The sequence below is a fragment of the Streptomyces sp. JH14 genome (assembly GCF_029428675.1).
Taxonomy (GTDB): domain Bacteria; phylum Actinomycetota; class Actinomycetes; order Streptomycetales; family Streptomycetaceae; genus Streptomyces.
This window is the reverse complement of record NZ_JAJNEL010000001.1, coordinates 5,685,476-5,710,428: the sequence shown is the minus strand read 5'-3', so window position 1 is coordinate 5,710,428 and position 24,953 is coordinate 5,685,476. Positions and strand designations below refer to the sequence as shown.

Below are 24,953 nucleotides of genomic sequence, written 5' to 3'. Positions count from 1 at the left end.
TCGCGCGCCGGAGTCCTCCCACCGCGCTCGGCGACGCCTTCGGCGGTGGCGGCCCACGGATTCCGATGCACGCGCGCCTCGCGCGGGGAACCCGGATCGGGCTGCCCCGACCCCGACCTGACCGCGGACAACAGGCCGACATCCTGCGTTCATCCTTGCTTTCGCGGGTGCTGGTCCGGCGATCCGGGGAGGGACCTACGTTCGGCCGAATGAGAGCGGCGGAGGGCACGGTCCGGGGATGGACGCGACGCGGCATGTGCGGTTCCGGGCTGCTGTCGGCGGGTGCGTGGGGCGCCGGTGCGTTGCCGCAAGGCGTGCGGGACGGCGTGTGGGGAGCGCCGGGTCCGCTCCTCACGGCGATGGGTGCGACGGCGGCGTATGCCGGACTCGGACTGCTGGTGTGGGCCTGGTGGCAGTTGGGCACGCTGTTGCGGGCCGGTGCGGTGATGAGCCGGAGGCAGCAGTGGACCACGCTGGGATGCTGGGCGTTGCCTCTGCTGCCCGCGCCGTTGCTGTTCAGCGCTGACGTCTACAGCTACATGGCCCAGGGTGCCCTGGCCCTGCGCGGCTGGGACGTCTACGAGGTCGGCCCGACGGCACTGGGCGGCCCGCTCGCCGCCAACGTCCCGGAGCTGTGGCGGGACGCACCGGCGCCTTACGGGCCGGTGTCCGTGGTGGTGAGCCAAGCCGTGGTGTCGGTGACCGGGGAGCATCATGTGGTCGCCGCGGTCGTGGGGCTTCGGCTGGTGGCGCTCGCCGGGCTGGCCCTGCTCGCGTGGTCGGTGCAGCGGCTGGCCGTGCGGACGGGCGCCGACGGCGGAGGGGCCTGGTGGGCGGCGCCGCTCAATCCGCTGATGGTGGCGCACGTGGTGGGCGGGGCGCACAACGAGGCGCTGATGGTCGGACTGATGATGGCCGGTTTCGTGGCCTTCCGCTCCGGGCGATGGGGCCTGGGTACTGCGGTGCTGATGGGGGCCGTGCTGGTGAAGGCCCCCGCCGCGGTGGCGTTGGGGTGTGCCGCAATGGTGGCGGTGACCGCGCAGTCGGGGTGGCGGCGGCGCTTCGGCCGTGCTCTGGGAATCGCCCTGGTGGCCGGCGGGACGCTGTGGCTGGGTGTGCCCCTGTGCGGGCAAGGCTGGGGGTGGCTGCGGACCGTGCGTACGCCGGCCGAGGTGTACACGCTGCTGTCGGTGAGCACGGACGTGGGCCGGGTGCTGGAGTGGACCTCGACCGCGGTGGGATGGAACGCGGCTCCGGGGGCGGTGACCGCGGCACGTACGGTCGGGACGCTGGTGGGGCTCGGCGCGGTGGTGTTCTGCGTGGGGCGTGCTCCCCGCTACGGGGCGGAACGCGCTGCGGCGATGGGACTGCTGGCCTTGGTGGTGTGCGCTCCCGCGGTGCAGATGTGGTACCTGCTGTGGGGCGGGGTACCGCTGGCCGTGGTGGCGTGGCGCACTCTGGCGGACCCCCGGGTGAAGGGGGCGGTGGTCGCTCTGCTCCTGCTGGTGCTGCCCGCGGGCCGGGGGCCCACCTGGACCTATTCGGTCGCCGCTGTCATCGGAGGGTCGGTGACCCTGGTGTTCCTGGCGTGGACGGCTCAGCGCAGTCGCGAACAGACCGCCCTCGCCATGGCCGGAGCCGCCGAATCGAGCCGGCTCCCGGCGCCTTCGCCCTGAGGGCGACGTGAAGGCGGCACCCCTGCCGGCAGAGGTCCTCCGGCCGGGGCTTTCCCGGGCATTCGCCCGCGATCGAGCGAACTTCTGGAGGGCACAACCATGACAACCGCCGTGGACGACAACGCCGTTCCGCCCAGTGGCCGGGAACCGCAGAACCCACAGGTCCGGCGGCCACCACTGGCGGCGGTGCGGACCGCGCTGGCCCGCCGGGCGACATGGGTGCTGGCCGTGTGCTCCCTGGTGATGCTGCTGCTGGTGTGGATCCCCGCGTGCACCCGTACCGGCATGGTGGATCTGCGGGTCTACCGCACCGGCTCCGCCCATCTGCTCTCCGGCGACCTGTACGCCTTCCGGCTCTACCTGCCCGGCCCCGACATCTTCCCGCTGCCCTTCACCTACCCCCCGTTCGCCGCCGCCCTCTTCCTCCCCCTCTCCGCGCTGCCGTTCCCGCTGGCGGCCGCCGCCTGGACCGCGGCCTCGCTCCTGGCTCTGGTCGTCTTCGTTCACGGCAGCCTGCGCCTGGCCGCCCCGGACACACCGCCCCAGCAGCACCGGCAGCGGGTACTGCTGTGGAGCGCCGCCCTGATGTGGACCGAACCGGTCACCACCACACTCGCCTTCGGGCAGATCAATCTGCTGCTCGCGGCCCTGGTCGTCCTCGCTGTCCGGCATCGCGCGGCAGCCGCGGCGGGATTCGGTGTCGGAATCGCCGCCGCGATCAAGCTGACCCCGGCGGTCACCGGTCTCTACTTCCTCCTCCGCGGGCGCTGGACGGCTGCCGCGTGGTCGGCCGTGGCGTTCTTCGCCATCGCGGCGACCGGATGGTGGGTGGTGCCGGGACCCTCCCGCGACTTCTGGCTCCATGCGGTGAGCGATGCCGCACGCGTCGGCCCGGTCGGATCCGGCCTCAACCAGTCGTTGCGCGGGGCGCTTTCGCGCTCGCTCGGCCACGATGTGGGCATGTCCGCCCCGTGGTGGACGGCAACCGCCCTGGTGGGTGTGCCGGCACTCTTCGCCGGGGTGCGCAGCGCACAGCGGTGGGACCGGCTCGGCTGCCTCCTCGCGGTGCAGATCTTCGGCCTCCTCGCCAGCCCCATCTCATGGTCCCACCACTGGGTCTGGGCCATCCCCGCCCTGTTCTGGCTCCTCCACACCCCGCACCGCACTCGTTGGCGCGCAGCCGCCCAGGCCGCCTGGGCCACGGCGCTGCCCTGCCATCTCGCCTTCTGGCTGGTACAACTCCATCCCCAGATCACCTCGTTCGACTACTCATGGCCGCTCGCCGTGCTCGGCTGGGCCTACCCCGCGTGCGCACTGCTCACCCTCGTGGCTCTGGCCTCTGCGGCCGCCCCGCCCCCGGCTTCCCCGCGGGCCGGGGAAGCGGGCCGCCCACTGTCGCTCTTGCGGCTCAAGACTGCCGGGCGCGTTCCGAAGTAGCCGCAACGGGTTCGGTGCCGGCGCAGTCCCGCCCCGGGACATTCACCGCTCGGCTCGGCCTCTCACGGCCCGGAGCCCCGTCGCGCAGCGCCGGCTCGCGGTCGGCACCACGTCCTGGTCGTTGCGCCGGGCCGACGCTGTCCGGACGTACTTCATGAGCTGCCGGGACGTGCTGTCAGACGGGGACCGGGTGGCCCAAGTCGCTCTGGAAGGAGGTGAGTTCCTCCGTTGACAGGTGACGTTTCCTGCTCGAACATGAGGCGAATCAAGCACGGTCCTGCATTGCACGGCACAGATTCCATGACCCGGCCGGCCGAAGGACACGAGGCGTGCCCATGCAACCACGAAGGTTCGGAGCTCGATTCGCCGCACTCACCCTGGCGTTCGTCGCTGCGGCGGCCGGGCTCGCAGGTTCACCGGCCGCCGCCCGGTCGGCACAAGCGACCGGTGGCGCGGCCAGGGGCGGGACGCCGACGATCACCGAGCGGGCCGGCGCCCTCGAGGTGCGGGTGCCGGGCACCCGTACCTCACCCGGTTACACGCTCCATGTCGCCACCGAAGCCCTCGCATTGACCACCGTCCGCGGGGGCGGCACCGTCCTCGGCACCGCCGGCGGTGACACCGGCGCGCTGCGTTTCCGGTCCGGCGGCGACTGGCAGCGGGCCACCGAGGTGACCGAATGGGACTGGCAGGGCGGCGTCCTCATGCTGACCGCGGCGTCCACCCTCGACGGCGCCACGGTCGGGGTCCGCATCACGCCCGAGGCAGACCGCTACCAGCTGGACTGGGACGTCAAGGGCGGCAGCCCCGATCGCCTGGGCCTCGCGCTCGACCTGAAGTCGGCCGGTCACTGGTACGGACACGGTGAGGCCGAGACACCGCAGCACGGCCCGTACACGAACCAGCCCTGGCCGCTCGACAGCGGCGAGGTCGTCGCACCCGTCTTCGGTCCGGCCTCGTACCACATGGTCGATCCCTTCTGGTTCACGTCCCGTTCGACCGGTCTGCGCGTCGACACCGGGAACGTCATGGACGTGAACATCAACAAGGGAGGGGACGGCACGGGCACCTTCACCGTTGCCTTCGCCGGCCTCTACAAGGCCACGGTCTTCGTCGAGTCGACACCGCTGGACGTGTACCGCGACTACGTCGGCATCGTCGGCAAGCCGCTCAAGAGCGATGCCTCCTACGAGCAGTACGCCCGACCGATGTGGAATTCCTGGGCGCAGTTCTACACGAACGTGAACCAGGAGAAGTTCCTCGGCTATGCCACCGATCTCAAGGAGAGCGGGCTCGGCGGGCACACCATCCAGCTCGACGACAGGTGGGAGTCCAGGTACGGCAATCTCACCTTCGACGAGAAGGCCTACCCCGACCCGAAGGCCATGGCGCAGAAGATCCACGACCTGGGCTTCGACTTCGGGCTGTGGGTCACGCTCTGGATCAACCTGGACTCCGACCGGTACGAGTACGCCGTCGACCACGACTACCTCCTCAAGGACGGCACCGACCCGGCCAAGCCCTGCACGGTGACCTGGTGGAACGGCGAGGCCGGCATCGTCGACCTGGCGAACCCCGACGCGCGCGCCTGGTACGTCGCCAATCTGCGTGGCCTGATGAGCGAGTACGGGGTCGACGGGCTGAAGTTCGACACCCGCTTCTTCGACGAGGAGTGCGCGCCCCGCGAGGGCCACGTCGCCTCCGACTACCAGCGGCTCGGCGTCCGGCTCGCCGACGAGTTCGACCTCCAGGGCGCGGGGATCCGCACCCACTGGGACTCCACCGCGCACGAGGCCGGGTTCGTCACCCGGCAGATCGACAAGGGCACCGGCTGGGAGTCCCTGCGCGCGTCCGTCAGCCAGAACCTCGCGGTCTCCACGATCGGCTACCCGTTCGTCGAGACCGACATGATCGGCGGCTCCGGTGGCCAGCCCGCGCCCACCAAGGAGGTCCTGGTGCGCTGGGCGCAGTCCGCGTCGCTGATGCCGCTGATGTACGCGTCCGCCTCACCCGTGGGCACCAACGACGTGACGACGGGGCAGAAGGTCGACTACGACCAGGAGACCGTCGACCTGTACCGGAACGCCGTCGCCGCGCACGAACGCCTCGCTCCCTACATCTGGGACCAGGTCCAGCACACCCTGGCGACCGGCGACCCGATCATGCGTCCGCTGTTCTTCGACTTTCCGCAGGACGAGGCGGGTTACACCGTCGACGACGAGTGGATGCTCGGCCCGGCCGTGCTCGCCGCCCCGAACCTCGGCAGCAGCGGCACCCGGACCTTGCACCTTCCGCGCGGCGCCTGGTACGACGTCAATCAGGGCACCGTGATCCACGGCCCCGCCACGCTGAAGGGATATGCGGCGCCGCTGGGCGTCACCCCGGCGTTCGTGAACCTGAGTGCGCAGGGCGCGGGCAAGGCGATCCAGGCGCTGCGGCGCAGCGATGTGCCCGCCGCCTCCGTGCTGGTGAGCCCGGACGCCCCCACGGCCGGCTCGGGCAGGCCCTTCGAGCTCACCACCACCGTGACCAACTGGAGTGCGCACACGATCCTCGGGGTGACCGCCGCACTCGACGTCCCCGAGGGCTGGACGGCGCACGCGACCGGTGCGGAGAGTACGCGCCGCCTCGCCGGCGGCAGGTCGCTGACGACCACGTGGACCGTCACGCCTGCCCCGGATGCCCGCTGGGGCGAGCACGGACTCACCGCAGGGGTCACGTACGACGGGGGCCGGAAGGTCTCCGACTCCGTCCGGGCGAAGATCACTCCACAACCGGGGAACGTCGGTGACCCGTACCGTACGACCGCCACGACCGACGACGCCGCCTACGCGCAGGCCGGTGATCAGTTCGCCATCTGGGCCGGCGGGCAGGACCTGTCGGGCTGGAAGGACGAGAAGGGGGCCGTGTACCGCGACGGCTCCTTCCAGGACAGGAGCACCGTCCGGACCAGGGTCGTGTCGCAGACCGGCGTCACCCCGTCCGGCAAGGCCGGGATCGCCGTCGCCAACGACCTCACGGTGCCCGAGAAGGGCGGCTACGCGGTGCTGGTCATGACCAACGACTACGGCCTGGAGTTCATGACCGACAGCGACGGGGACGGCAGGCTCGACACCTGGGCGGGCGGCGGCGCCAGCCGCAACCCCGTGCACCTCAAGCTCGTCCGCGACGGCACGACGTACACCGCCTTCTCCAGTCCGGACGGCGAGAACTGGACCACCGTCGCCGAGGTCGAGGTGCCATCGGCGGCCGGCACCGGTGACGCGGGTGTGGTGGCCAGTGCCGTCAACGCCTTCTACCCGGGCGAGAGGATAGAGGCCGTCTTCGACGGCTTCTCCGTCACCGTCCCCTGATGCCGAGCGCATCCGGCGGGCGCTCCCGGAGGTGCCGCCGGCCGCCGGCCGCCCGCTCGCCGACGGTGCCGTCTGCTGGGGCGCGCCCGGCCTGCCGCGCTCCGCAGCCGCCACTCGCTACCGCCCGACCCGGGAGGATCTTCGTGAACGACCGTCGAGGTGTCACCCGCAGACGTCTTCTCACCGGTACGGCCGCACTCGGCGGCGCCCTGCTGGTCCTGTCCGACCCGGGTGTCACGGCGGCCGTGCCCATCGGTGCCGGCAAAGGTTTCGACACGGCGCCCGCCGAGGCGGCCCTGCGGCGGCTGCTGCCCAGGCACCACCGCCAGGTCGCGCTCCGCGCCATGACCGGCGCCGGCGACCGGTTCCGGGTGACCGGCACAAGCGGGCGGATCGTCGTCGAGGGCACCAGCCCCTCCGTCCTCCTCACCGGCGTACACCGCTACCTCCGCGACGTCGCCCACGCCTCCGCCTCCTGGAACGGCGAGCAGCTGAACCTGCCGCGCCGGCTGCCCGCCCCCACCGAGGAGATCACCGCCGCAGCGAACGTGGCTCACCGGTTCGTCTTCAACGACACCAACGAGGGCTACACCGGCCCCTACCGCAGTTGGGACTCCTGGCAGCGGGAGCTCGACGTGCTCGCGCTGCACGGCTTCAACTCCGTCCTCGTCACGGTCGGCGCGGACGCCGCTTATTACGACACCTTCCGCACCTTCGGCTACTCCGAGGCCGAGCTGCTGTCCTGGATCCCCGCCCCGGCCCATCAACCCTGGTGGCTGCTGCAGAACATGTCCGAGTTCGGCGGCCCGGTCAGCAGAGGGCTCCTCGAACGCCGCGCCGACCTCGGCCGCAGGATCGCCGACCGGGTGCGCGAACTCGGCATGACCCCGGTGCTGCCCGGCTGGTACGGGACCGTCCCCGACGGGTTCCCCGGGAAGCACCCCGGCGCGATGGTCGTCCCCCAGGGAACCTGGGGCGCCTTCGAACGGCCGGACTGGCTCGACCCGCGCACCGACGCCTTCACCGAGGTGGGCGCCGCGTTCTACGCCCGGCTCGAAGGGCGGCTCGGCCAGAGCTCCCTGTACAAGATGGACCTCCTCCACGAAGGCGGACAGGCCGGCGACGTCCCCGTCGGCGAGGCCGCACGCGCCGTCGAGACCGCCTTGCAGACCGCGCATCCCGGCGCGGTCTGGGTCATCCTCGGCTGGCAGACCAACCCGCGCCGCGACATCCTCGACGCCGTCGACAAGTCCCGCATGCTGATCGTCGACGGCCTGTCCGACCGGTACGCGACGGTCACCGACCGCGAGAGCGACTGGGCGGGCACCCCGTACGCGTACGGCAGCATCTGGAACTTCGGCGGGCACACCGCCCTCGGTGCGAACACCCCCGACTGGGTGGAGACCTACCCGGCGTGGCGCGACAAGGAGGGCAGCAAGCTCGCTGGGATCGCCGTGATGCCCGAGGGCGCCGACAACAACCCAGCCGCGCTCGCCCTGCTCACCGACCTCGCCTGGTCGCCCGGCACCCTCGACCTCGACGACTGGTTCGGGCGGTGGGCCACGTCCCGGTACGGGGGCGTCGACCCGCACGCCGCCGCGGCCTGGCAGGTGCTGCGCGACACGGCGTACGGGATGCGCCGCGCCGACTCCTGGAGCGAGGCCCCCGACGGACTGTTCGCGGCGCGGCCCGGCCTCACTGCCGGCAGCGCCGCCTCCTGGAGCCCGGCCGCCGAACGCTACGACACCGCCGCCTTCGACCGCGCCCTCACCGAACTCCTGCACATCGCACCCCGGTTGAGGGAAAGCTCCGCCTACCGCCACGATCTGCTCGACGTGGCCCGGCAGGTCCTGTCGAACCGCAGCCGGGTCCTGCTGCCGCAGATCAAGGCGGCGTACGACGTCGGCGACGCACAACTGTTCCGGCAGCTGACGAAGACCTGGCTCGACTGGATGAACCTGCTGGACGAGGCGCTGGCCGCCTCCCCGCAGCACCTGCTCGGACGCTGGCTCGCCGATGCGCGCTCCTGGGGTGCCGACGGGGCGGAGAAGGACCGGCTCGAGTACGACGCCCGGTCCATCCTCACCACCTGGGGCGGCCGGGCCAGCAGCGACGAGGGCCTGCACGACTACGCCAACCGCGAGTGGTCCGGCCTCGTCGCAGGGCTCTACCGCACCCGCTGGCAGACGTACTTCACGGAGCTGGCCGCCGCGCTCGCCGAGAACCGGCGGCCCGCGGACATCGACTGGTTCGCCCTGGACGACGCGTGGGCACGCGGCCACGACCCGTATCCGGTGCGGACGTCGGGCTCGGTCCACTCCCTCGCACGCCGCGTCAGGGACACCCTCGCCCACGGCGCCCACCAGGCCACGCTGACGGTGTCCGCCCGGCAGGGCGCGGTCGCCGCGGGACGCCCGGCCACCGTCGAGGTCACGTTCACCAACCGCAACGGCTTCACCGCGGCGCAGGACGTCACCCTCTCCCTCGACCTCCCGGACGGCCTCACCGCCGAGCCGGACGGCCCGGTGACCACCGCGTCCGTGGCATCCGGCGCCTCGTTCACGGGACGCTTCACGGTCTCCCTCACCGGTGCGGCCCGCGACCTGGTCGTCCGTGTACGCGCCGACGCCGCCTACCGGATGGGCCGTTCCGGGGGCTCGGCGGTCGGAGCGGTACGCCTCATGGCGGGCACCGGGGTCCAGGGGCCGTACCGAACGGTGTCCTTCAACGACGCGGTCTTCGGACAGTCGGGCGAGGCTTTCGCGATCGAGGGGGCCGGAGCCGATCTGTGGGGCGCCACCGATGAGTTCGGCGCGGTGTACCGCGCCGGTGCCTTCGCCGACGGCACCTCGGCATCCGTGCGGATCACCTCCCAGGACCCCACCGGCGGCTGGGCCCGGACCGGACTCATCGTCCGCAACGATCTGACCGGGAGCGGCTCCGCGGGATACGTGAACCTCGCGGTCACACCGTCCAACGGGTGTGTGCTCACCTGGGACGCGGACGGCAACGGGTCCTTCGACTCGATCGCGACGGCCGGCGGTTCCGTGACGGCCCCCGTCCATCTGCGGCTCACCCGCGAAGGGGCCGTGTACAAGGGCGAGTTCAGCACGGACGGCATCACATGGACCGCGGTCGGCACCGCGGCACCCGGCAACGCCGCCGCCATCCAGGATGTGGGCGCCTTCATGACCGCCGCCAACGGCTGGACCGACAAGCGGGGCATCGTGACCTTCGACCGGCTGCGGATCTGAACGGGCCGGATCGCCCGTACCGCACACCACGCACAACAGGCCCACGGCGGAAGCCGCACGTCTGCACGGATTTCGGCTGCAACCAGCCCGGCGGACGACCAGAGCGTGCAGAGGCCCCAACGGCCACGCGCCAGGCGGCATCGCCCGGAAGGCCGACGGTTCCCACCGAGGACAGCCGTCCGGCTCACCCGGATCATGATCAGCTGGGGGGGTCGTGGCCACCGCCATGGCCTTTGTGAACAGCGCCGGGATCGGCTTCGGCCGCTGCCGACGGTGCGGCGCCGCCGCCCACGCTGTCGTTCCGGCCGCCTCCCCGCACGAGAAGGAGGCTGAGTGCGGCGAGAATTCCGACCACGGTGAGGCCGACCAGGCCCCCCTTGGTGGACCCGTCGTGGTCTCCAGAATGCCGATGGCGGTCGGGGCGACGAAGCCGCCAAGGTTGCCGATGGAGTTGACCAGCGCGATGAGCCGGGGCCGGGGGGGTGGGAATCCCCGGCTCTCGTCAGGCAGCCGGTGTCACCAGCGGGGCACGGCCGGGGTTTCCCAGGCCGGGTCGGCGACGCGCATCGCAGCCGCGTCGTCGCGGTCGCGCATCGTGCCGTCGTCGTCCAGCCAGCGCTGGTGCAGGGCGGCGAGCTTGTCACGGTCGAGGGTGACGCCGAGGCCCGGGGCGTCGGAGACGGTCACCTTGCCGTCCGTGAAGGTGACCCGTTCGTCCAGCACGTCCTCGGACTGCCAGGGGTAGTGCGAGTCACAGGCGTGGTGCAGATTCGGGACCGTGGACGCCACGTGTGTCATCGCGGCGAGCGAGATGCCCAGGTGGGTGTTGGAGTGCATCGACACTCCGACGCCGAAGGTGCGGCAGATGGCGGCGAGTTCGCGGGTGTTGCGCAGGCCGCCCCAGTAGTGGTGGTCCGACAGGACGACCTGGACGGCGTCGCGGGTGAACGCCTCCTTGACCTCGTCGAAGGTCGTCACGCACATGTTGGTGGCGAGCGGCACGTCGGTGCGGGCGGAGACGGCGGCCATGTTGGGCGTGCCGAGCGTGGGGTCCTCCATGTACTCCAGGACGTCCTGCAGCGCCTCGATGACCTCGAGGGAGGTCTCGACGGACCAGGCGCCGTTGGGATCGAGTCGCAGGGGGTTTCCGGGGAACGCCTCGGCGAGGGCGCGAATCGCCGCAATCTCCTGCTCGGGCTCGAAGACGCCGCCCTTGAGCTTGAAGGAGCGGAATCCATAGCGCTCGGTGAACTTGCGTGCCTGCTCGACGATGCCGGCCGGGTCGACGGCCTCGCCCCAGTCGTCAGGCTCGGAGTCGACGCCCTTCGGGTGCTCGCCCCACTTGTAGAAGAGGTAGGCGCTGTACTCGACGGCGTCGCGCACCTTGCCACCGAGCAGGGCATGGACCGGCAGGCCCTGTGCCTTGCCGAGCGCGTCCAGGCAGGCCACCTCGAAGCCGGAGACGATGGACAGCCGCAGCTTGTCGGCGGTCTGGACACCTCGCAGGCCGCCCACATCCACCTGGTTCGCCACTCGCTCCTCGGCCACCGCGACCTCGTCCGCGACAGTGAACAGGCCGTTGAGGTCTGCGACGGACCGGCCGACCAGCTTCTCGGCGAACGGGCGGGCCAGCTCCAGGTACTTGGTGTCACCGTAGGTCTCGCCGAGACCGGTGATCCCGTCCGCGGTGGTGACCTCGATGATCAGGCGGGGGGTGTACGGCTGGTGCACGCCCTGGGTGTTCAGCAGGGGCGGGTCGGCGACGAGGATCGGGGTCAGCCGGACGTCGGTGATCGTCAGGTCGGTCATCGGGTGGCTCCAACGAGGTTCAGGCCGGTGGTGAGCAGCGCTTCGAGGTCCGCGAGGTCTGCGGGGGTCGGGTCGGTGAGGGGCGCGCGGACCGGTCCGACCGGGCGGCCGCGCAGCCGGGCCGCCGCCTTGACCAGGGACACCGCGTACCCGGGGCGCCGGTCGCGCAGTTCCACGAAGGGGACGTAGAAGTCGGCGAGCAGCTTGTCGACGCCGTTGTCGTCGCCCGCCGACACGGCCTGGAAGAAGGCGGTGGCGATCTCCGGGGCGAAGGCGTGGACGGCCGAGGAGTAGGCCGGGATGCCGACCGTCGCATAGGCGCGGGCCTGGAGTTCGGCTGTCGGGGCGCCGTTGAAGAAGAGGAAGCCGTCGGGGGCGGCGAGGGTGGTGCGCTGGAGCCGGTCGAGGTCGCTGTGGCCGTCCTTGAGGCCGATGACACCGGGGATCTCTGCGATCCGGCGGACGGTCGCCGCGTCGTAGACGACCTGGTCGCGCTGGTACGCGATGAGTGGCAGCCGGGTGCCGTCGGCGATCCGGCGGATTTGCTCGACCAGGCCGTCCTGCGGGGCCTTGTTGAGGTAGTGCGGCAGGACGAGGAGCGCGTCGGCTCCGGCCTCTTCGGCGATACGGGCGAAGCGCAGCGCCTGGGCGTAGCCGTAGCCGGTACCGGCTACGACCGGAACACGGCCCGCCGTCACCTCCACGGCGGCCGCGACGACCCGACGGTATTCGTCCTCGTCGAGGGCACTGAACTCCCCTGTGCCGCAGGCCGGGAAGACTGCGCCGGGGTTCGTTTCGAGCTGTCCGGCCAGATAGCTGCGGAAGCCGTCGAGGTCGAGCGAGCCGTCGGCGTGGAAGCTGGTGAGCGGGAACGACAGCACGCCGCGGGCCATGCCGTCGCGCAGCCGCGCCGCAGTGTCGGCGAGGGTGGTCCGTGTCACGATCCTGTCTCCGTATGTAGATGACGTTCGCACATGAGGATGGACAGTAGGCCGGGGACAACGCTCCGTCAATGGGTCCGGGCCGGCGGTTCCCCTGGAGCGGACGTGCGGACCCGCAGGTCGGGACGGTACGTACGATCGACCCATGTCCGAATCCGCTGTGCCCATCCGGCCGCATGAGTCCGGCGTGCGCGAGGTGAAATCGGCCGCCCGCACGGTCGAACTGCTCGAACTCCTCGCCGCCCGCGGCGACCGGCCCGCCCGCCTGCAGGAACTCGCCGCCGAGTTGGGCGTGCCGCGCAGCTCCATGTACGCGCTGCTGCAGACGCTGATCGCACGCGGCTGGGTGCGCACCGATGCCACCGGCTCGCTGTACGGGATCGGTCTGCGCACGCTGCTCACCGGCACCAGCTATCTGGACACCGACCCGGTGGTCCGGATGGTGCGCCCGTATCTGGACGATGCCTCGGAGCAGCTCGGCGAGACCATCCATCTGGGCCGCCTCGACGGCATGGACGTCGCCTACCTCGCGACCCGCGAGTCGCACGAGTATCTGCGCACCATCAGCCGGGTGGGGCGCTGGCTGCCCGCCCACGCGGGCGCACTCGGCAAGGCGCTGCTGGCCGAGCACCCGGACACGGAACTGCCGGACGCGCCGTACGAGGCACTGACCCCCTGCACCCACACCACGCCGGCCGCGCTGACCGCCGACCTCGCGCAGGTGCGGGCGCGCGGCTACTCGATCGACCGTGAGGAGGGCGTCACCGGGATCGTCGGATTCGGCTTCGCACTGCGCGTGAACGGCGAGGCGCCGGCGGGGGATGCCATCAGCTGCTCGGTGCCGGTGGCGCGGCTCACCGAGGAGCGCGAGCGGCGGATCGTGACCGTGATGCAGAAGGTGCGCGAGGAGATCGAGACAGCACTGGCGCAGGGCGGGGGTGCGGGCGGGGTCGACTGGCGCTGAGCAGCCGGGCTCCCGCATCCTCACCCCGGGTCTCCGTGGCGGTCAGCCCGGTGGCCTTCCTGTCGAGCACCACGACCCGCTTGGCCATCAACGTCGCACAATCGGCGCGCGTGCGGCGGGAGACCTACATCGGGCCGTGGCTGCCCGAGCCCATCGACACAGACGCGGACCCGGAGGTGGGTGCGCAGCGTGCGGAGGACCTGGATCTGGCGCTGCTGCTGGTGTTGGAGAAGCTGAGCCCCACCGAGCGTGCCGCGTACGTACTGCGCGAGGCGTTCGACTACGCCTATTCCGCGATTGCCGAGATCCTGCAGCTCAGCCTCGTCAACGTGCGAAAGATCGTGAGCCGTGCCCGCAAGCACCTGTCGGACGGTCAGCGGGAGAACGTGACCACGACGGAGCACCGACGCCTTCTGAACGCCTTCCTCTCAGCGGCTCAATCAGGGGATATGGCCTCACTCGAAGCCGTACTCACCCCCGATGCCCTCAGCCTGTCCGGCGGCAACCGCCGGATCTCGTAGTCGCGGTGCATCCTGACATGCATCAGGCACTAGCCCGGCAAGAGCGAGTGAACTTGGGTTGGGAGACGGCCCGCGTACCCGGCAGCCGGCAGAGAACGCCGATGGGGCGGCGTACGCCGACGCGGTGTCGGGAGTACGCCGCCCTGGAGTGGGACGATCTGCAGGCCGCGGCCCGCAAGCTGCTGCCGCCTACTTCGGATCGCGGTTGAACACCGACTTGGACCAGACGTAGCCGAGCGCGGCCAGCCCCAGGCACCAGACCACGGCCAGCCACCCGTTGTGGCCGATCTCGCTGCCGAGCAGCAGCCCGCGCAGGGTCTCGATGGCCGGGGTGAACGGCTGGTACTCGGCGATCGGCTGGAACCAGCCCGGCATCGCGTCGACCGGGACGAAGGTGCTGGAGATGAGCGGCAGGAAGATCAGCGGCATGGCGTTGTTGCTGGCGGCCTCGGCGTTCGGGCTGACCAGGCCCATGCCGACCGCGATCCAGGTGAGCGCCGTGGCGAAGAGCGTGAGCAGTCCGAACGCCGCGAGCCACTCCAGGATGGTGGCATCGGTGGAGCGGAAGCCGATGGCCACGGCGACGGCGCCGACGAGGACCACGCTGATGATCGACTGCAGGACGCTGCCGACGACGTGTCCGATGATCACGGAGCCGCGGTGGATCGCCATGGTGCGGAAGCGGGCGATGATGCCCTCGGTCATGTCGTTGGAGACGGAGACCGCGGTGCCGATCGTGGTGCTGCCGATGGTCATGAGCAGGAGGCCCGGGACGAGATACGCGATGTACGCGGAGCGGTCGGCGCCGCCGCCACCGATGCCGGCACTCATGGTGTCGCCGAAGATGTAGACGAAGAGCAGCAGCAGCATGACCGGCGTGAGCAGCAGATTCAGCGTCAGGGACGGGTAGCGCCGCGCATGCAGCAGATTCCGCCGCAACATCGTGGACGAGTCGCGCACGGCGAGGGGCAGGGAACTCATCGGACATCCTCCTTGGTCTTGCTGGGCGTGCCGGAGCCGGTCAGGGCGAAGAACACGTCGTCGAGGTCGGGGGTGTGCACGGTCAGCTCGTCCGCCTCGATGCCGGCCGAGTCCAGCCAGTCGAGGATCGAGCGCAGCTCGCGCTGGCTGCCGTCGCTGGGGATCTGCAACGACAGCGCCTCGTCGTCCCGGGTGGCCTCGCCCAGTGTGGAGGCGGCGCTCTGGTACGCGGTCGGGTCGGTGAAGCGGAGCCGGACGTGTCCGCCGGGGATGAGCCGCTTGAGTTCCTCGGCGGTGCCCTCGGCGGCGATCTTGCCGTCGTTGAGCAGCGCGATGCGGTCGGCGAGTTCGTCGGCCTCGTCCAGGTACTGGGTGGTCAGGAAGACGGTGACACCGCCCGTGACGAGTTCGCGGATGATGCCCCACATGGTGTGGCGGGCGCGCGGGTCGAGTCCGGTGGTCGGCTCGTCGAGGAAGATGATCCGGGGGTTGCCGACCAGGGTCATCGCGATGTCGAGGCGGCGCTTCATGCCGCCGGAGTAGGTGGAGGCGGGCTTCTTCGCGGCCTCCACCAGGTCGAAGCGCTCCAGCAGTTCGGCGGCGACCCGCCGTCCCTCGCGCTTGGGCAGGTGGTGCAGGTCCGCCATGAGGAGCATGTTCTCCTCGCCGGTGATCAGCCCGTCGACGGCGGAGAACTGGCCGGTGACACCGATCGCGGCCCGCACGGCCTGCGGGTCGGCGGCCAGGTCGTGGCCCGCGACCTGGGCCTGGCCGCCGTCGGCGCAGATCAGGGTGGACAGGATCTTCACGGCGGTGGTCTTGCCGGCACCGTTCGGGCCGAGCAACGCGAACACCGTCCCGGCCGGCACGGCCAGATCGATGCCGTCGAGCACGGTCTTGTCGCCGTACGACTTACGCAGCCCGACGGCGGAGACAGCAGCCGGCGGCTGCCGGCCGTCACCCTGCCTGGGCGTGGGCATGACAGATGAAGGCACGGGGCCCTCCCCTTCGAAGGAGTGGTGAGCGGTGAAGTGGCCTTGACTGCAAGGCGGTCGGGCAGGTCAGGCCCGTGCGCGGCGGATGTCGATGTTGCCGTAGCGGGTGCGGGCCTTGACCTCGACGGTGTCCTCGGACTTGTCCGGGCTGTCGGACGCGGTGAGCGCGTTGCGCACCTGCCCGTTGCCCGAGCTGGCGTCGAGCCAGGCGGCCGTGCCTTCACGGATGCCGACATCGATGGCGCCGTAGGAGGTCTCCAACTGGACGGTGCCACGTGCCACATCGCCCACGCGCAGGGTGCCGTGCGCGGTGGTCGCGGTGACCGAGCTCTCGGCGCGCTGGATGTCGATGTCGCCGTTGGCTCCGCTCACCCGCAGCTCGCCGATCGCGGCGCCGACGGTCGTGGTGCCGTGCGAGTTCTTCAGGACGGCCGGGCCATCCACCACACCGACGCGCAGGCTGCCGGAGCTGGTGGTGATCTCGGCCAGGCCCTCGACCTGGTCCACGGTGATCGAGCCGTGCGACGCGGTCAGCTGCAGCGGACCCGTCGCATCCAGGCGGACGTCACCCGACGACGTCTTCACGCGGACCTCGCCGAGCCGGCCCTCACCGAGCACCTGGGTCCAGGAACCGGTCGTGTCGACGCGGGAGCCGGTGGGCAGTTCGACCGTCACGTCGACGCTGCCGGTGGGCCCGACGAGGTAGCGCCCCTTGGGCGTCCTGATGGTCAGCACACCGCTCGCGTACGTGACCTCGGTCTGCTCGGCGACCCGCACGTCCTTGTCCTTCTTCGGGTCGCGGGGCCGCACCTCGACGACCGTGTCGAGGCGGTCGCTCGCGGAGAACTGGATGGAACCGGCGGCCACATTGGCGGTGACCGAGATCGGCTGGGGAGTGTCGAAAGAAGGCATGGCTGTCCCGTCCTCTTGGGTCTTCGTGGCGTCCCTGCTGGTGGGACGTGGTGCGGGTGAAGTGGGGCGGGCGGGGCGCGGCTAGCGCACCCAGCCCGTGAAGCTCTGTCCGACGGTGCGGGTGGTGCGGGTCTTCTCCGATGTACGCGGCTGGGTGCCGCCGTCGACCGCGGCCGAGACGGCTCGTACCAGCCACGCGTTGACCGACAGGCCCTCGCGGCTCGCGGCCTCCTCGGCGCGCGCCTTGAGGTGGGCGGGCAGGCGCAGATTGACGCGGGCGGTGCCGCTGTCGTCGCCGTCGGCGGGCGCCGGGGCCGGGGCCCTGAGCGGCTCGGCGGGCCCGCTCCTGTCCTCGTACGCCTCGTCGCCCGCCGGCCGCGTCACCACGAAGTCGGGGTCGAGCCCGCGCAGTCGTACGTCGACCGATCCGGGGGCGAGTTCACGGGTGATCTCGTCCATCGCGGCGGAGAGCACATTGAGCATCGTCAGGCGGGTCGCCGACTCCAGAGGAGCAGTGAGCCGCTCGGCCAGCTCGCGGGCTTCTTCGCCGCCGGCTTCGGCGGCCACCGCGAGTTCGCGGCGGAGGTTGTCGACATACGGCGTGAGGTCCATGACGCCATAGTGGCACCATCATGGCGCCACACGCAAGCCTGCAAGCGGAGCGATTGCCGTCCAGGGCTAACCCAGCGACCTCGACCTGCGAAAACGTGCCGACATCGATCCGCATCAACACGGCACCACATGAAGCCTCCTGGCCCTGCTGGGCGCAACTGTCGAGGACCCTGACCACTCCCACCGGCATCGCGAGACCCGCCGGAAGCGACGGCTGGATTCTGGCAGCCCATCACAGAGCCCCGTGCGGTCGGGCGCCACAGGGGACCACCTTCACCCCCTTGCCCGCAAATCCCCCGGCAGCAAGGAGCCTGCGCCACGCCCCTGGCGCGCACCCACACTGCACCGAGTCGCCGACCTGCACATGTGCAACCTCCAAGACGCCATGACGCCACGGGCGGCACACGCGCCGCCAATAAGTGACTCCCCATGGCGCCATTCGTGTGCCACTATGGCGCCATGGGGGTGCAGCCTCGGCCCCACAGCCGAGGAGTGCGCGTTTCACAGAGTGAGCCATCAAAGGGGTCGGACCATGGAGACAGCACAGAGCCAGCAGCAGACGGCACCCGGCGCCTTCACCGCCTTCGCCCGCTTCGTGCTCTGCGGCGGTGGGGTGGGAGTCGCCTCCAGCTTCGCCGTAGCTGCCCTCGCTTCCTGGATTCCCTGGGTCGTCGCCAACGCTCTGATCACCGTGGTCTCCACGCTCCTAGCCACCGAGCTGCACGCCTGCTTCACCTTCGGCGCGGGCGGGCGGGCGACCTGGCGCCAGCATGTGCAGTCGGCCGGGTCTGCGGCGGCCGCGTACGCGGTGACCTGCGTGGCGATGCTTGTCCTGCAGCAGCTGGCGGCGGCACCCGGTGCGGTGCTCGAGCAGGTCGTCTATCTGTCCGCCTCCGCACTCGCCGGTATCGCGCGGTTCGCGGTGCTGCGTCTCGTCGTCTTCGCGCGGAACCGCTCGCAGGCCGCGGCCATCGCGCGCCCCGTGCACGCGACCGTGGCCCACGCCTCGACCCCGGCCGACCCTGAGGTGCTCTGCTACGCCGCCTGACCGTTCCGCAGGGCGGCGTACCGCACGGGCCGGAGCGCCGGAAAGCACCCCATAAGCCATGGGTTTGCCACTCCCGGAGGTGGCCGGCCGCCGAGGACGGGCAGTCGCTGGACCTCAACGGCGCCTGCACCGCGGAAACCGTCGCCCATGCCTTCGGCACCAAGGCGGCGGCACCCGCTTGGTGCAGTTCACGATGGCTGGCGGGACAGCCGCGGTGGATCCGGTCGCACGCACCGTCCGCCGATCGCTCGTACGCGCCCTTCCGGCGCCCGAAACGCACGGGCAGATTCCGCCACAGCACCCCGGTCCGCTCACGGGACAGGATCCCGTGGACCACGCTGGAGGTGACTCGCCCAACGCCCTAACCGCTACCTCGACTCGGGTGGACGCGACTTCGGCCGGGCCGCTCCGCATGCGTCAGATCTCCCCACCCCATGCCCCGGTCTCGTACGAGCTGATGCTGTCCGAGGCCATCCGGCGGCAGAGGTGGCCCGCCACCCCATGGATCTGCGTCGATATCCGCGACGAGACGCCCACTGGGTGCCGCTGAGCGTGCATGGGGTGCCCCTCACATACGGGGTGCGCGGTCGGCAGTGTCAGCCGGCGCCTTCAACAGCCGGTCCAGTTCGTTCTCGGCCTCGTCGTATCCGGCGTCGGCGATGCGCTGCAGCTCGCGGAGGTCGCCGGTCGCGACCGCACGCCGAGTGAGCAGCAGCCCGGCGCGCATGGATCCCTCATCCAACAGCTCGCTCAACTCCTCGACGTCACCAGCCGCGTCGACCAGGTCGGCCAGCCGGTCCAGAGCGGCCTCGTTGCCCTCGTCGGCCAGCTCGCGCAGGGTCTCCCTATCACCATTCATGTTCGCCATGACGCCATGCTGCAACCCTGCCCCAGGGGCAAGGTCAAGTGCGACGATGACCGGGTGATCACCATCGGGCAGCTGGCCAGGTACGTCGGCGTATCGATCAAGACCATCCGCGTCTATCATGACAAAGGGCTGCTCCCCGAGCCCGAGCGCGACGCGTCCGGCTACCGACGCTACGGCGCAAACGATGTCATCGACCTGATCAAGATCCGCACCCTTGCCGAAGCCGGCGTTCCGCTGGCCCGCATCCGTGAGCTGAGAGCGGCGACCGCCGAGGACTACGAGCAGGCGCTGCGGGAGATCGACGACGAACTCACGGCCCGCATCCGAAGCATCCGGGCCGTGCAGAAACGCCTGCGCCGGCTCGCCGCCGGGCAGCCGGCACCGCTGCCCACCGAGGTCGGAGCCCACCTGGAGCACCTGGCCGACTGGGGATTCTCCCGTCGCTGGGTGGATCTCCAACGAGACCTGTGGATCCTCGTGTTCGCCACTCACCCGGACCGCGCGATCACCCTGTTCCACGACCAGGCCCAGAGCCTGTCCGACCCCGCTCTGCGGCAGCTCCTCCTCGACTACGACCACGCGCACGACCTCGTGCCCGACGACCCCCGCATCTCCGACCTCGCTCGCCGGATCGTCGAGGCGACCCGGGACCGCTACGGATCCGACGAACCACCCGAGCTGGACGCCACCTCAGAGATCCCCGCCCTCGTCCAGGGCACGGTCAACGCCTCGTCCCCGGCATGGCAACGCCTCGACACGCTCATTCGCGCGCAACTGAAGAAGTGACCTGACGTAAGCGGTGAACGTGGTGCCGGCCGGACCTGCTCGCCGCCCCCTCTCCTGCCGCCCACTTCTCTGTCGCCCCCCGAAGTCGTGCCTCCGCTGAGGGCTGTCCCGTCATCCCTGGTGGATCAGCGCGCGGCGTCAGATGCGGTGCATCGCAAGGCGGAGGGGCGTCCCCATACCGTTCTCGTATTCGGGCGTTCCGACAACACGGCGAGGTGCCGTAGCTTTCGTCGTGCGCCCGCCAGGGATTACGGGACAACCCTGAGGGGGTGAGGTTTGGGGCCGGTCCCGCCGGTGCCGCAGCCACTGGTTCCGGCTGGCGGCCCTAGCCTGCAAAGGCTTCAGGAAGCGGCTCGGTTCGCCATAGCACGAGAGCGGTCGCACCCGGCCCGCCGTGCGAGAGAGGCGCCGTGGCGCCACGCGGACCCTGGACCACCCGCTCTTCGCTCTCGTCTTGGATTTCAGAGCATGATGAGCAGACGTGTCTGCGGCTTGAGCTTTCTGTTCACCGAACGACTCTGCACGTACACCTCCACCTTGGGATTGTTCCCCGCCTTCACGGAGACGGTCCCCCGGATACCCGTACCGAACAGAAGGCTGCGCGCCGCATCGCCCGTATAGGCGCGATCGGTGTCCTTCTCGACCACGATGACTTCCTTGTCGGGCTGAACTTGAACCCGGGTGCCCAACTGGTAGTAACAAGAACCGCGTTCGTACGTCACGCCGGGATGCGAATCGACGAAGGACCGAATCTCGACCTCCTTGTCGACTTTCAGGAGCCGATACCTGTCGGCCGGAATCGGTTCGAGGTTCGCACGCACCTCGTCAACCGATATGTCCTGGCCGACGGCGAACAGGTTCTTCGTGCCGCGTACGCCCCGCTCGCGTCCCCGGAGGAAGCTGGTGGCCGCAGCGCGCACCGTGCCGATCGCCTCCTCGACGCCCTCCTGGGAGTCCGCATCCCAGATGGCGATGTTGCCGGCCGGGAACCCGTAATTCTGGGCGGTGCGCTTCGCCAGGGAGTTCGGAACGAGGATCGCGGACGTCCAGTGGCCCGGCAGCCCGCCCACCTTCGCCGCGATCCTGTCGAGCCAGGGGCCGAGGATGGTCATGTCGCCGTCGTGCCGCCTGTCGCCGCCGGAAGCGTTCTCCTCGCCGTCCGTCACCACGATCTGGAGGAAGCTGTGCTCGCCGTATTCCTCCCAGATATGCCCCAGGTCGTCCAAGGACTTCAGAGAAGCCTCGATGAGGGCCGTAGCGCCATTGTTGACTTTGTACAGCCCCCGCATGGACGGCAGATGCTTCACGTCCATGTCCCAGACCAGGTTCTCCACCTTGTGGTCGAAGGAGTAGAGACTGATCCGGGTCTCATGGCCGAGGCTGTCCGACTCGGCCTTCAGCCCCGCTACGAACTCATCTACGACGCGTATGAGTTGACCCTGGTGCTGATGCATGGAACCCGAACAGTCCACTACCAGCGCGACGTGATTCACCTTGTGCTGGATCTTGTTGGCGGACACGTTTCTGCTCCTTCTCCGAGGCTCCCTGAGTGATGTTTGAACCCTATGGGGAGGCACTGACAACGGCGTTTGACGCACGATCACCTGGCGATCGGGCCAGACACCCAGGAGAAGATCAGGCGGCCGTCTCGATGCCGGCGCCGACGTGGAGGACGTCATCCCCAGCAAGCTGCGCTTCGTCGGCCACCGCCCGGGTTCGTTCCTCGGCAAGGGCCGCCGGGACGCGGTCTGCGTCGAGAGCGTTGAAACGGCGCAGCGGGCCGGGGCTTTGGCCGGTGACGGCGACAGACACAGGCGGTGGTCGGCGTCCTTGCTGCGGGTGAACCTGGCAGCCCCCGTCGGCCGGCGCTCGATCGTTGTCCGAGCCCCGACTCCGGTTCCGCCCAGCACGGAAAGGTTCCCACTGCCGGTCTGCCCGGCGCCGACCGTCTGCGTCGAGTGGTCGACCCACCGGATGTTCGGTTCGGAATCCAGCGGTGATCCGGGCGGCCTCGCCCTCACGACATCGTGACGCCCCGGCCGTCCCGGTGAGCGCCTCTGCGCCGCAACGGCACGCGACCTCACACGGTCCGGGAGCCGGAAGCACTACGAGCGCGTCCCTGCGAGGCCGCCGATCACACCGACAAGGCTCGGCAGGTCAGATCAGCGGAACTTCGCTCTCCCTGGTCCGTCTTCCACGAAACTACGCATCCCCCGCTCGCGGTCCTGCGAACAGGCCCGCGAATTAGGCGCGTTCATCGGCGGCCGGTCCAGGCGGAGCGTGCCCACACCCTCCGCGACCTCCGGGCGAGGCCCTGGCCAACCGCTCCTCAGCTGTCGAAGTCGATGGCCAGGGCCTCGGAGACCGGGAACGTCTGGCAGGTCAGCACATACCCCGCCTCCACCTCCGCCGGTTCGAGCGCGTAGTTGCGCCGCATGTCCGCATCGCCGCAGGTGACCAGGGCCCGGCAGGTGCCGCAGACACCCCCCTTGCAGGCGAACGGCAGGTCGGGCCGGACCCGCGAGGCCGAGTCGAGGAGGGTTTCCTCACGCGAGAGCGGAGAGGTGGTGGAGCGGCCGTCCAGGACGACGGTGACCTCGCTGACCGGCCCGTCGGGCCCCCGCTCCTCCCGGCGTGCGGATGCCACCGGCTCCTCACCTGCGAAGAAGAGCTCCTGGTGGACCCGCTCGTCGGGCACGCCCAGCCCGGCCAGGACCTTCTGGGCGTCGCGGACCATGCCGTGCGGACCGCACAGCCACCAGTGGTCGGCCTCGGACACGTCGACCAGCCCGTCGACGAGGGCCGCCAGCCGGTCGGCGTCGAGCCGTCCGGTCAGCAGCTCCGCCTCACGGGGCTCGCGAGACAGCACGTGCGCGAGCTGGAAACGGCCCGGGTGGAGGTCCTTCAGGTCGGCCAGCTCGTCGGCGAACATCACCGAGTCGGTGCGGCGGTTGCCGTAGAACAGGGTGACGCGGGAGCGGTCGTCGGCGGCGAGGACCGACTCCGCGATGGACAGCATCGGGGTGATGCCGGAACCGGCCGCGACCAGGACATGGTGGCCGGGCGCGGACAGGTCCGGGCTGAAGACGCCGGTCGGGGCCATCACCTCGATGACGTCGCCGGGGCGGACCTCGTCCACCAGCCAGGAGGAGAAGAGCCCGCCGGGCACCACACGCACCCCGATCCGAGGCCGGGCGCCGACCGGGGAGCAGATGGAGTACGAGCGCCGCTCGTCGCGTCCGTCCACCTGGCGGCGCAGGGTGAGCGACTGGCCGGGCGCGAAGGCGAATTCTTCCGCCTGCTCGTCGGGGATGTCGAAACTCACCGCGACCGCATCCGCGCACAACCGCTGCACGGCCGCCACCCGCAGGGAGTGGAAGGCCGGGCGGCGACGCGTGCGCCGCCCGGGAGCCGGGGCCTCGCCGGCAGGGGCCAACAGGTCTGCCATCAGATCTCCTTGACGTACTCGAACGGCTCGCGGCAGGCGCGGCAGCGCCACAGCGCCTTGCAGGAAGTGGCACCGAACCGGGAGCTCTCCTCGGTGTCCGCCGAGCCGCAGCGCGGGCACGCCACCTGGCGCCGTGTCGGCGACAGCGAGAGCGGCACCGGACCGGACTCACGACGCGGTGCGGGGCCGGGCGGGGCGATGCCGTGCTCGGCGAGTTTGCGCCGCCCCTCGGGGGTGATCCAGTCGGTGGTCCACGGCGGGTCGAGCACCGTGCGGACCTCCACATGCGCGAAGCCGGCCTGCCTCAGGCTGGCGGCCACCCCGGCCCGCATCTCGGCCATCGCGGGGCAGCCGGAGTAGGTCGGGGTGAGGCTCGCGACGACCGTACCGTCGTCTCCGACCTCGACCTCGCGCAGTACACCGAGGTCCGCCAGGGTGAGCATGGGCAGTTCGGGGTCCGGCACCTGCTCGGCGATGTGCCGGGCGCGCCGCGCATGCCCGAGGACGGTCACCATGTCGCATCCGGGTGGGCGCGCGCCACGGACTGCAGCTCCGTCAACAGCGGGGCGAGGTGGTCCGTGTGCCGGCCCTGGCGTCCCGGTCCCCCGTCGCCCGGGGTCATCTCCGGCAGGGCGAGTCCCGCCGCGTCGGCGACCTGCCGGAGAACGGCGAGGACCTCTTCCCGGGCGTCATAGGCGTCGAACAGCTCGCCCAGGTACGCGGTCACCTGCTGGAGCCCGGCCCGCATACGGCGGTGCGACTCCTCGGTGCCGTCACCGAGCCGGATCACCCACTCGGCCGCGTACTGGCGGTGGTACGTCAGCTCCTTCACGCCCTTGGCCGCGATCGCCGCGAGCACCGGGTCGGGCGAGGCGGTGAGCCCTTCGAAGTGGGCGAGCCGCCAGCTGGACAGCACCAGCAGCCGCGCCATGCTGAACGCGAAGTCGCCGCGCGGCAGCTCGGCCAGGGTCACGTTGCGGAAGTCGTCGGGGTCGCGGAAGCAGGCGTAGGCGTCCTCACCGCGTTCCGTGCCGTCGGCCTGACCGGCGCGCGAGTAGAGCAGGCGGGCCTGCCCGAGAAGGTCCAGGCCTATGTTGGCGAGGGCCAACTCCTCCTCCAGCTCGGGTGCCCGGGTGGTCCACTCCGCCAGCCGCTGAGCGCTCACCAGCGCGTCGTCACCGAGGGCCACGCACAGCGCGGCGAGGTCTACCGCGTCGACGCCGTCCGGGACGGTGGTGTCCACACCGTGCAGGGGGTCCTCGAAGCCGGTGCCGTAGGCCCAGCGGGTGTCGTCCTCATGTTCCTCGGCGAGGGTCATGTAGACGTGGTCGTCGCTCATGCCCTGCTC

At 70.7% G+C, this 24,953-nt stretch carries 19 protein-coding genes and 3 pseudogenes; 8 read left to right on the top strand and 14 right to left on the bottom strand.

What is annotated here, in order from left to right; genetic code table 11:
• Positions 1-209: 209 nt before the first annotated feature.
• The 4 genes from mptB to LRD69_RS25815 all read left to right on the top strand — a co-directional run bounded on the left by mptB (position 210) and on the right by LRD69_RS25815 (position 9,720).
• Positions 210-1,676, top strand: a complete 1,467-nt coding sequence (mptB, locus tag LRD69_RS25830) for a polyprenol phosphomannose-dependent alpha 1,6 mannosyltransferase MptB (RefSeq protein ID WP_277328927.1) — start codon at positions 210-212, stop codon at positions 1,674-1,676.
• A gap of 99 nt (positions 1,677-1,775) precedes the next feature.
• The gene (locus LRD69_RS25825; RefSeq protein WP_277328926.1) at positions 1,776-3,113 is read left to right on the top strand and encodes a glycosyltransferase 87 family protein; all 1,338 of its coding nucleotides are present in this window, start codon (positions 1,776-1,778) and stop codon (positions 3,111-3,113) included.
• A 335-nt stretch (positions 3,114-3,448) separates the two neighbouring features.
• Positions 3,449-6,466, top strand: a complete 3,018-nt coding sequence (locus tag LRD69_RS25820; RefSeq protein ID WP_277328925.1) for a TIM-barrel domain-containing protein — start codon at positions 3,449-3,451, stop codon at positions 6,464-6,466.
• 143 nt (positions 6,467-6,609) lie between these two features.
• A complete protein-coding gene (locus LRD69_RS25815) occupies positions 6,610-9,720 on the top strand; it encodes an alpha-N-acetylglucosaminidase TIM-barrel domain-containing protein (protein WP_277328924.1) in 3,111 nt (1,036 codons plus the stop codon).
• A 295-nt stretch (positions 9,721-10,015) separates the two neighbouring features.
• On the opposite strand, the pseudogene LRD69_RS31085 reads toward LRD69_RS25815, so the two are convergent.
• From LRD69_RS31085 to LRD69_RS25805, 3 genes and pseudogenes are all read right to left on the bottom strand, one after another.
• A pseudogene (locus tag LRD69_RS31085) lies at positions 10,016-10,185 on the bottom strand (MFS transporter); the annotation flags it as partial.
• Between the two features lie 51 nt (positions 10,186-10,236).
• The gene (locus LRD69_RS25810) at positions 10,237-11,529 is read right to left on the bottom strand and encodes a glucarate dehydratase family protein (protein ID WP_277328923.1); all 1,293 of its coding nucleotides are present in this window, start codon (positions 11,527-11,529) and stop codon (positions 10,237-10,239) included.
• Positions 11,526-12,470, bottom strand: coding sequence for a 5-dehydro-4-deoxyglucarate dehydratase (locus LRD69_RS25805; RefSeq protein WP_277328922.1), 945 nt, complete (start codon positions 12,468-12,470; stop codon positions 11,526-11,528). The genes LRD69_RS25810 and LRD69_RS25805 overlap by 4 nt, the downstream gene beginning before the upstream one ends.
• Positions 12,471-12,615: 145 nt before the next feature.
• On the opposite strand from LRD69_RS25805, the gene LRD69_RS25800 reads away from it, so the two are divergent.
• The gene (locus tag LRD69_RS25800; RefSeq protein ID WP_277328921.1) at positions 12,616-13,434 is read left to right on the top strand and encodes an IclR family transcriptional regulator; all 819 of its coding nucleotides are present in this window, start codon (positions 12,616-12,618) and stop codon (positions 13,432-13,434) included.
• A 41-nt stretch (positions 13,435-13,475) separates the two neighbouring features.
• A pseudogene (locus tag LRD69_RS25795) lies at positions 13,476-13,955 on the top strand (sigma factor-like helix-turn-helix DNA-binding protein); the annotation flags it as partial.
• 189 nt (positions 13,956-14,144) lie between these two features.
• Here the strand turns inward: LRD69_RS25795 and LRD69_RS25790 are convergent.
• The 4 genes from LRD69_RS25790 to LRD69_RS25775 all read right to left on the bottom strand — a co-directional run bounded on the left by LRD69_RS25790 (position 14,145) and on the right by LRD69_RS25775 (position 17,455).
• Positions 14,145-14,936 carry an ABC transporter permease gene (locus tag LRD69_RS25790; protein WP_277328920.1) on the bottom strand — a complete coding sequence of 264 codons (792 nt, stop codon included), beginning with the start codon at positions 14,934-14,936 and terminating at the stop codon, positions 14,145-14,147.
• Entirely contained in the window at positions 14,933-15,916 is a 984-nt protein-coding gene (locus LRD69_RS25785) for an ATP-binding cassette domain-containing protein (protein ID WP_277328919.1), read from the bottom strand. The genes LRD69_RS25790 and LRD69_RS25785 overlap by 4 nt, the downstream gene beginning before the upstream one ends.
• 81 nt (positions 15,917-15,997) lie before the next feature.
• The gene (locus LRD69_RS25780) at positions 15,998-16,843 is read right to left on the bottom strand and encodes a DUF4097 family beta strand repeat-containing protein (protein ID WP_277328918.1); all 846 of its coding nucleotides are present in this window, start codon (positions 16,841-16,843) and stop codon (positions 15,998-16,000) included.
• Between the two features lie 81 nt (positions 16,844-16,924).
• Complete coding sequence (locus LRD69_RS25775; protein ID WP_277328917.1) at positions 16,925-17,455, bottom strand: toxin-antitoxin system HicB family antitoxin; 531 nt, start codon at positions 17,453-17,455, stop codon at positions 16,925-16,927.
• A gap of 532 nt (positions 17,456-17,987) precedes the next feature.
• Here LRD69_RS25775 and LRD69_RS25770 point away from each other — a divergent pair.
• Complete coding sequence (locus LRD69_RS25770; RefSeq protein ID WP_277328916.1) at positions 17,988-18,503, top strand: hypothetical protein; 516 nt, start codon at positions 17,988-17,990, stop codon at positions 18,501-18,503.
• A 217-nt stretch (positions 18,504-18,720) separates the two neighbouring features.
• Here LRD69_RS25770 and LRD69_RS25765 read toward each other — a convergent pair.
• Together LRD69_RS25765 and LRD69_RS25760 are read right to left on the bottom strand one after the other, a co-directional pair.
• Positions 18,721-18,843, bottom strand: a pseudogene (locus tag LRD69_RS25765) (IS5/IS1182 family transposase); the annotation flags it as partial.
• Between the two features lie 228 nt (positions 18,844-19,071).
• Entirely contained in the window at positions 19,072-19,371 is a 300-nt protein-coding gene (locus tag LRD69_RS25760; protein WP_277328915.1) for a hypothetical protein, read from the bottom strand.
• A 6-nt stretch (positions 19,372-19,377) separates the two neighbouring features.
• Between LRD69_RS25760 and LRD69_RS25755 the strand changes: the two genes are divergently transcribed.
• Complete coding sequence (locus tag LRD69_RS25755; protein ID WP_277328914.1) at positions 19,378-20,157, top strand: MerR family transcriptional regulator; 780 nt, start codon at positions 19,378-19,380, stop codon at positions 20,155-20,157.
• A 461-nt stretch (positions 20,158-20,618) separates the two neighbouring features.
• Here the strand turns inward: LRD69_RS25755 and LRD69_RS25750 are convergent, their stop codons facing one another.
• The 5 genes from LRD69_RS25750 to paaC form a co-directional block, all read right to left on the bottom strand.
• Positions 20,619-21,677 carry a vWA domain-containing protein gene (locus tag LRD69_RS25750; RefSeq protein WP_277328913.1) on the bottom strand — a complete coding sequence of 353 codons (1,059 nt, stop codon included), beginning with the start codon at positions 21,675-21,677 and terminating at the stop codon, positions 20,619-20,621.
• Between the two features lie 115 nt (positions 21,678-21,792).
• Positions 21,793-21,969, bottom strand: a complete 177-nt coding sequence (locus LRD69_RS25745) for a hypothetical protein (RefSeq protein ID WP_277328912.1) — start codon at positions 21,967-21,969, stop codon at positions 21,793-21,795.
• 517 nt (positions 21,970-22,486) lie between these two features.
• Positions 22,487-23,605 (bottom strand): 1,2-phenylacetyl-CoA epoxidase subunit PaaE, encoded by a 1,119-nt coding sequence (paaE, locus tag LRD69_RS25740; protein WP_277328911.1) that lies wholly within the window; start codon positions 23,603-23,605, stop codon positions 22,487-22,489.
• On the bottom strand, positions 23,605-24,120 hold the full coding sequence (paaD, locus tag LRD69_RS25735; RefSeq protein ID WP_277328910.1) for a 1,2-phenylacetyl-CoA epoxidase subunit PaaD: 516 nt from the start codon (positions 24,118-24,120) through the stop codon (positions 23,605-23,607). The genes paaE and paaD overlap by 1 nt, the downstream gene beginning before the upstream one ends.
• The gene (gene paaC, locus LRD69_RS25730; protein ID WP_277328909.1) at positions 24,114-24,944 is read right to left on the bottom strand and encodes a 1,2-phenylacetyl-CoA epoxidase subunit PaaC; all 831 of its coding nucleotides are present in this window, start codon (positions 24,942-24,944) and stop codon (positions 24,114-24,116) included. The genes paaD and paaC overlap by 7 nt, the downstream gene beginning before the upstream one ends.
• Positions 24,945-24,953 lie beyond the last annotated feature (9 nt).

Bases quoted from the DNA above. Each gene is read 5' to 3' on its own strand.
- LRD69_RS25820 (WP_277328925.1), top strand. From the start codon at position 3,449: ATGCAACCACGAAGGTTCGGAGCTCGATTCGCCGCACTCACCCTGGCG.
- LRD69_RS25775 (WP_277328917.1), bottom strand. From the start codon at position 17,455: ATGGACCTCACGCCGTATGTCGACAACCTCCGCCGCGAACTCGCGGTG.
- paaE (WP_277328911.1), bottom strand. From the start codon at position 23,605: ATGGCAGACCTGTTGGCCCCTGCCGGCGAGGCCCCGGCTCCCGGGCGG.
- LRD69_RS25810 (WP_277328923.1), bottom strand. From the start codon at position 11,529: ATGACCGACCTGACGATCACCGACGTCCGGCTGACCCCGATCCTCGTC.
- paaC (WP_277328909.1), bottom strand. From the start codon at position 24,944: ATGAGCGACGACCACGTCTACATGACCCTCGCCGAGGAACATGAGGAC.
- LRD69_RS25800 (WP_277328921.1), top strand. From the start codon at position 12,616: ATGTCCGAATCCGCTGTGCCCATCCGGCCGCATGAGTCCGGCGTGCGC.
- LRD69_RS25770 (WP_277328916.1), top strand. From the start codon at position 17,988: ATGGAGACAGCACAGAGCCAGCAGCAGACGGCACCCGGCGCCTTCACC.
- LRD69_RS25760 (WP_277328915.1), bottom strand. From the start codon at position 19,371: ATGGCGAACATGAATGGTGATAGGGAGACCCTGCGCGAGCTGGCCGAC.
- LRD69_RS25790 (WP_277328920.1), bottom strand. From the start codon at position 14,936: ATGAGTTCCCTGCCCCTCGCCGTGCGCGACTCGTCCACGATGTTGCGG.
- LRD69_RS25780 (WP_277328918.1), bottom strand. From the start codon at position 16,843: ATGCCTTCTTTCGACACTCCCCAGCCGATCTCGGTCACCGCCAATGTG.
- mptB (WP_277328927.1), top strand. From the start codon at position 210: ATGAGAGCGGCGGAGGGCACGGTCCGGGGATGGACGCGACGCGGCATG.
- LRD69_RS25785 (WP_277328919.1), bottom strand. From the start codon at position 15,916: ATGCCCACGCCCAGGCAGGGTGACGGCCGGCAGCCGCCGGCTGCTGTC.
- LRD69_RS25755 (WP_277328914.1), top strand. From the start codon at position 19,378: ATGCTGCAACCCTGCCCCAGGGGCAAGGTCAAGTGCGACGATGACCGG.
- LRD69_RS25825 (WP_277328926.1), top strand. From the start codon at position 1,776: ATGACAACCGCCGTGGACGACAACGCCGTTCCGCCCAGTGGCCGGGAA.
- paaD (WP_277328910.1), bottom strand. From the start codon at position 24,120: ATGGTGACCGTCCTCGGGCATGCGCGGCGCGCCCGGCACATCGCCGAG.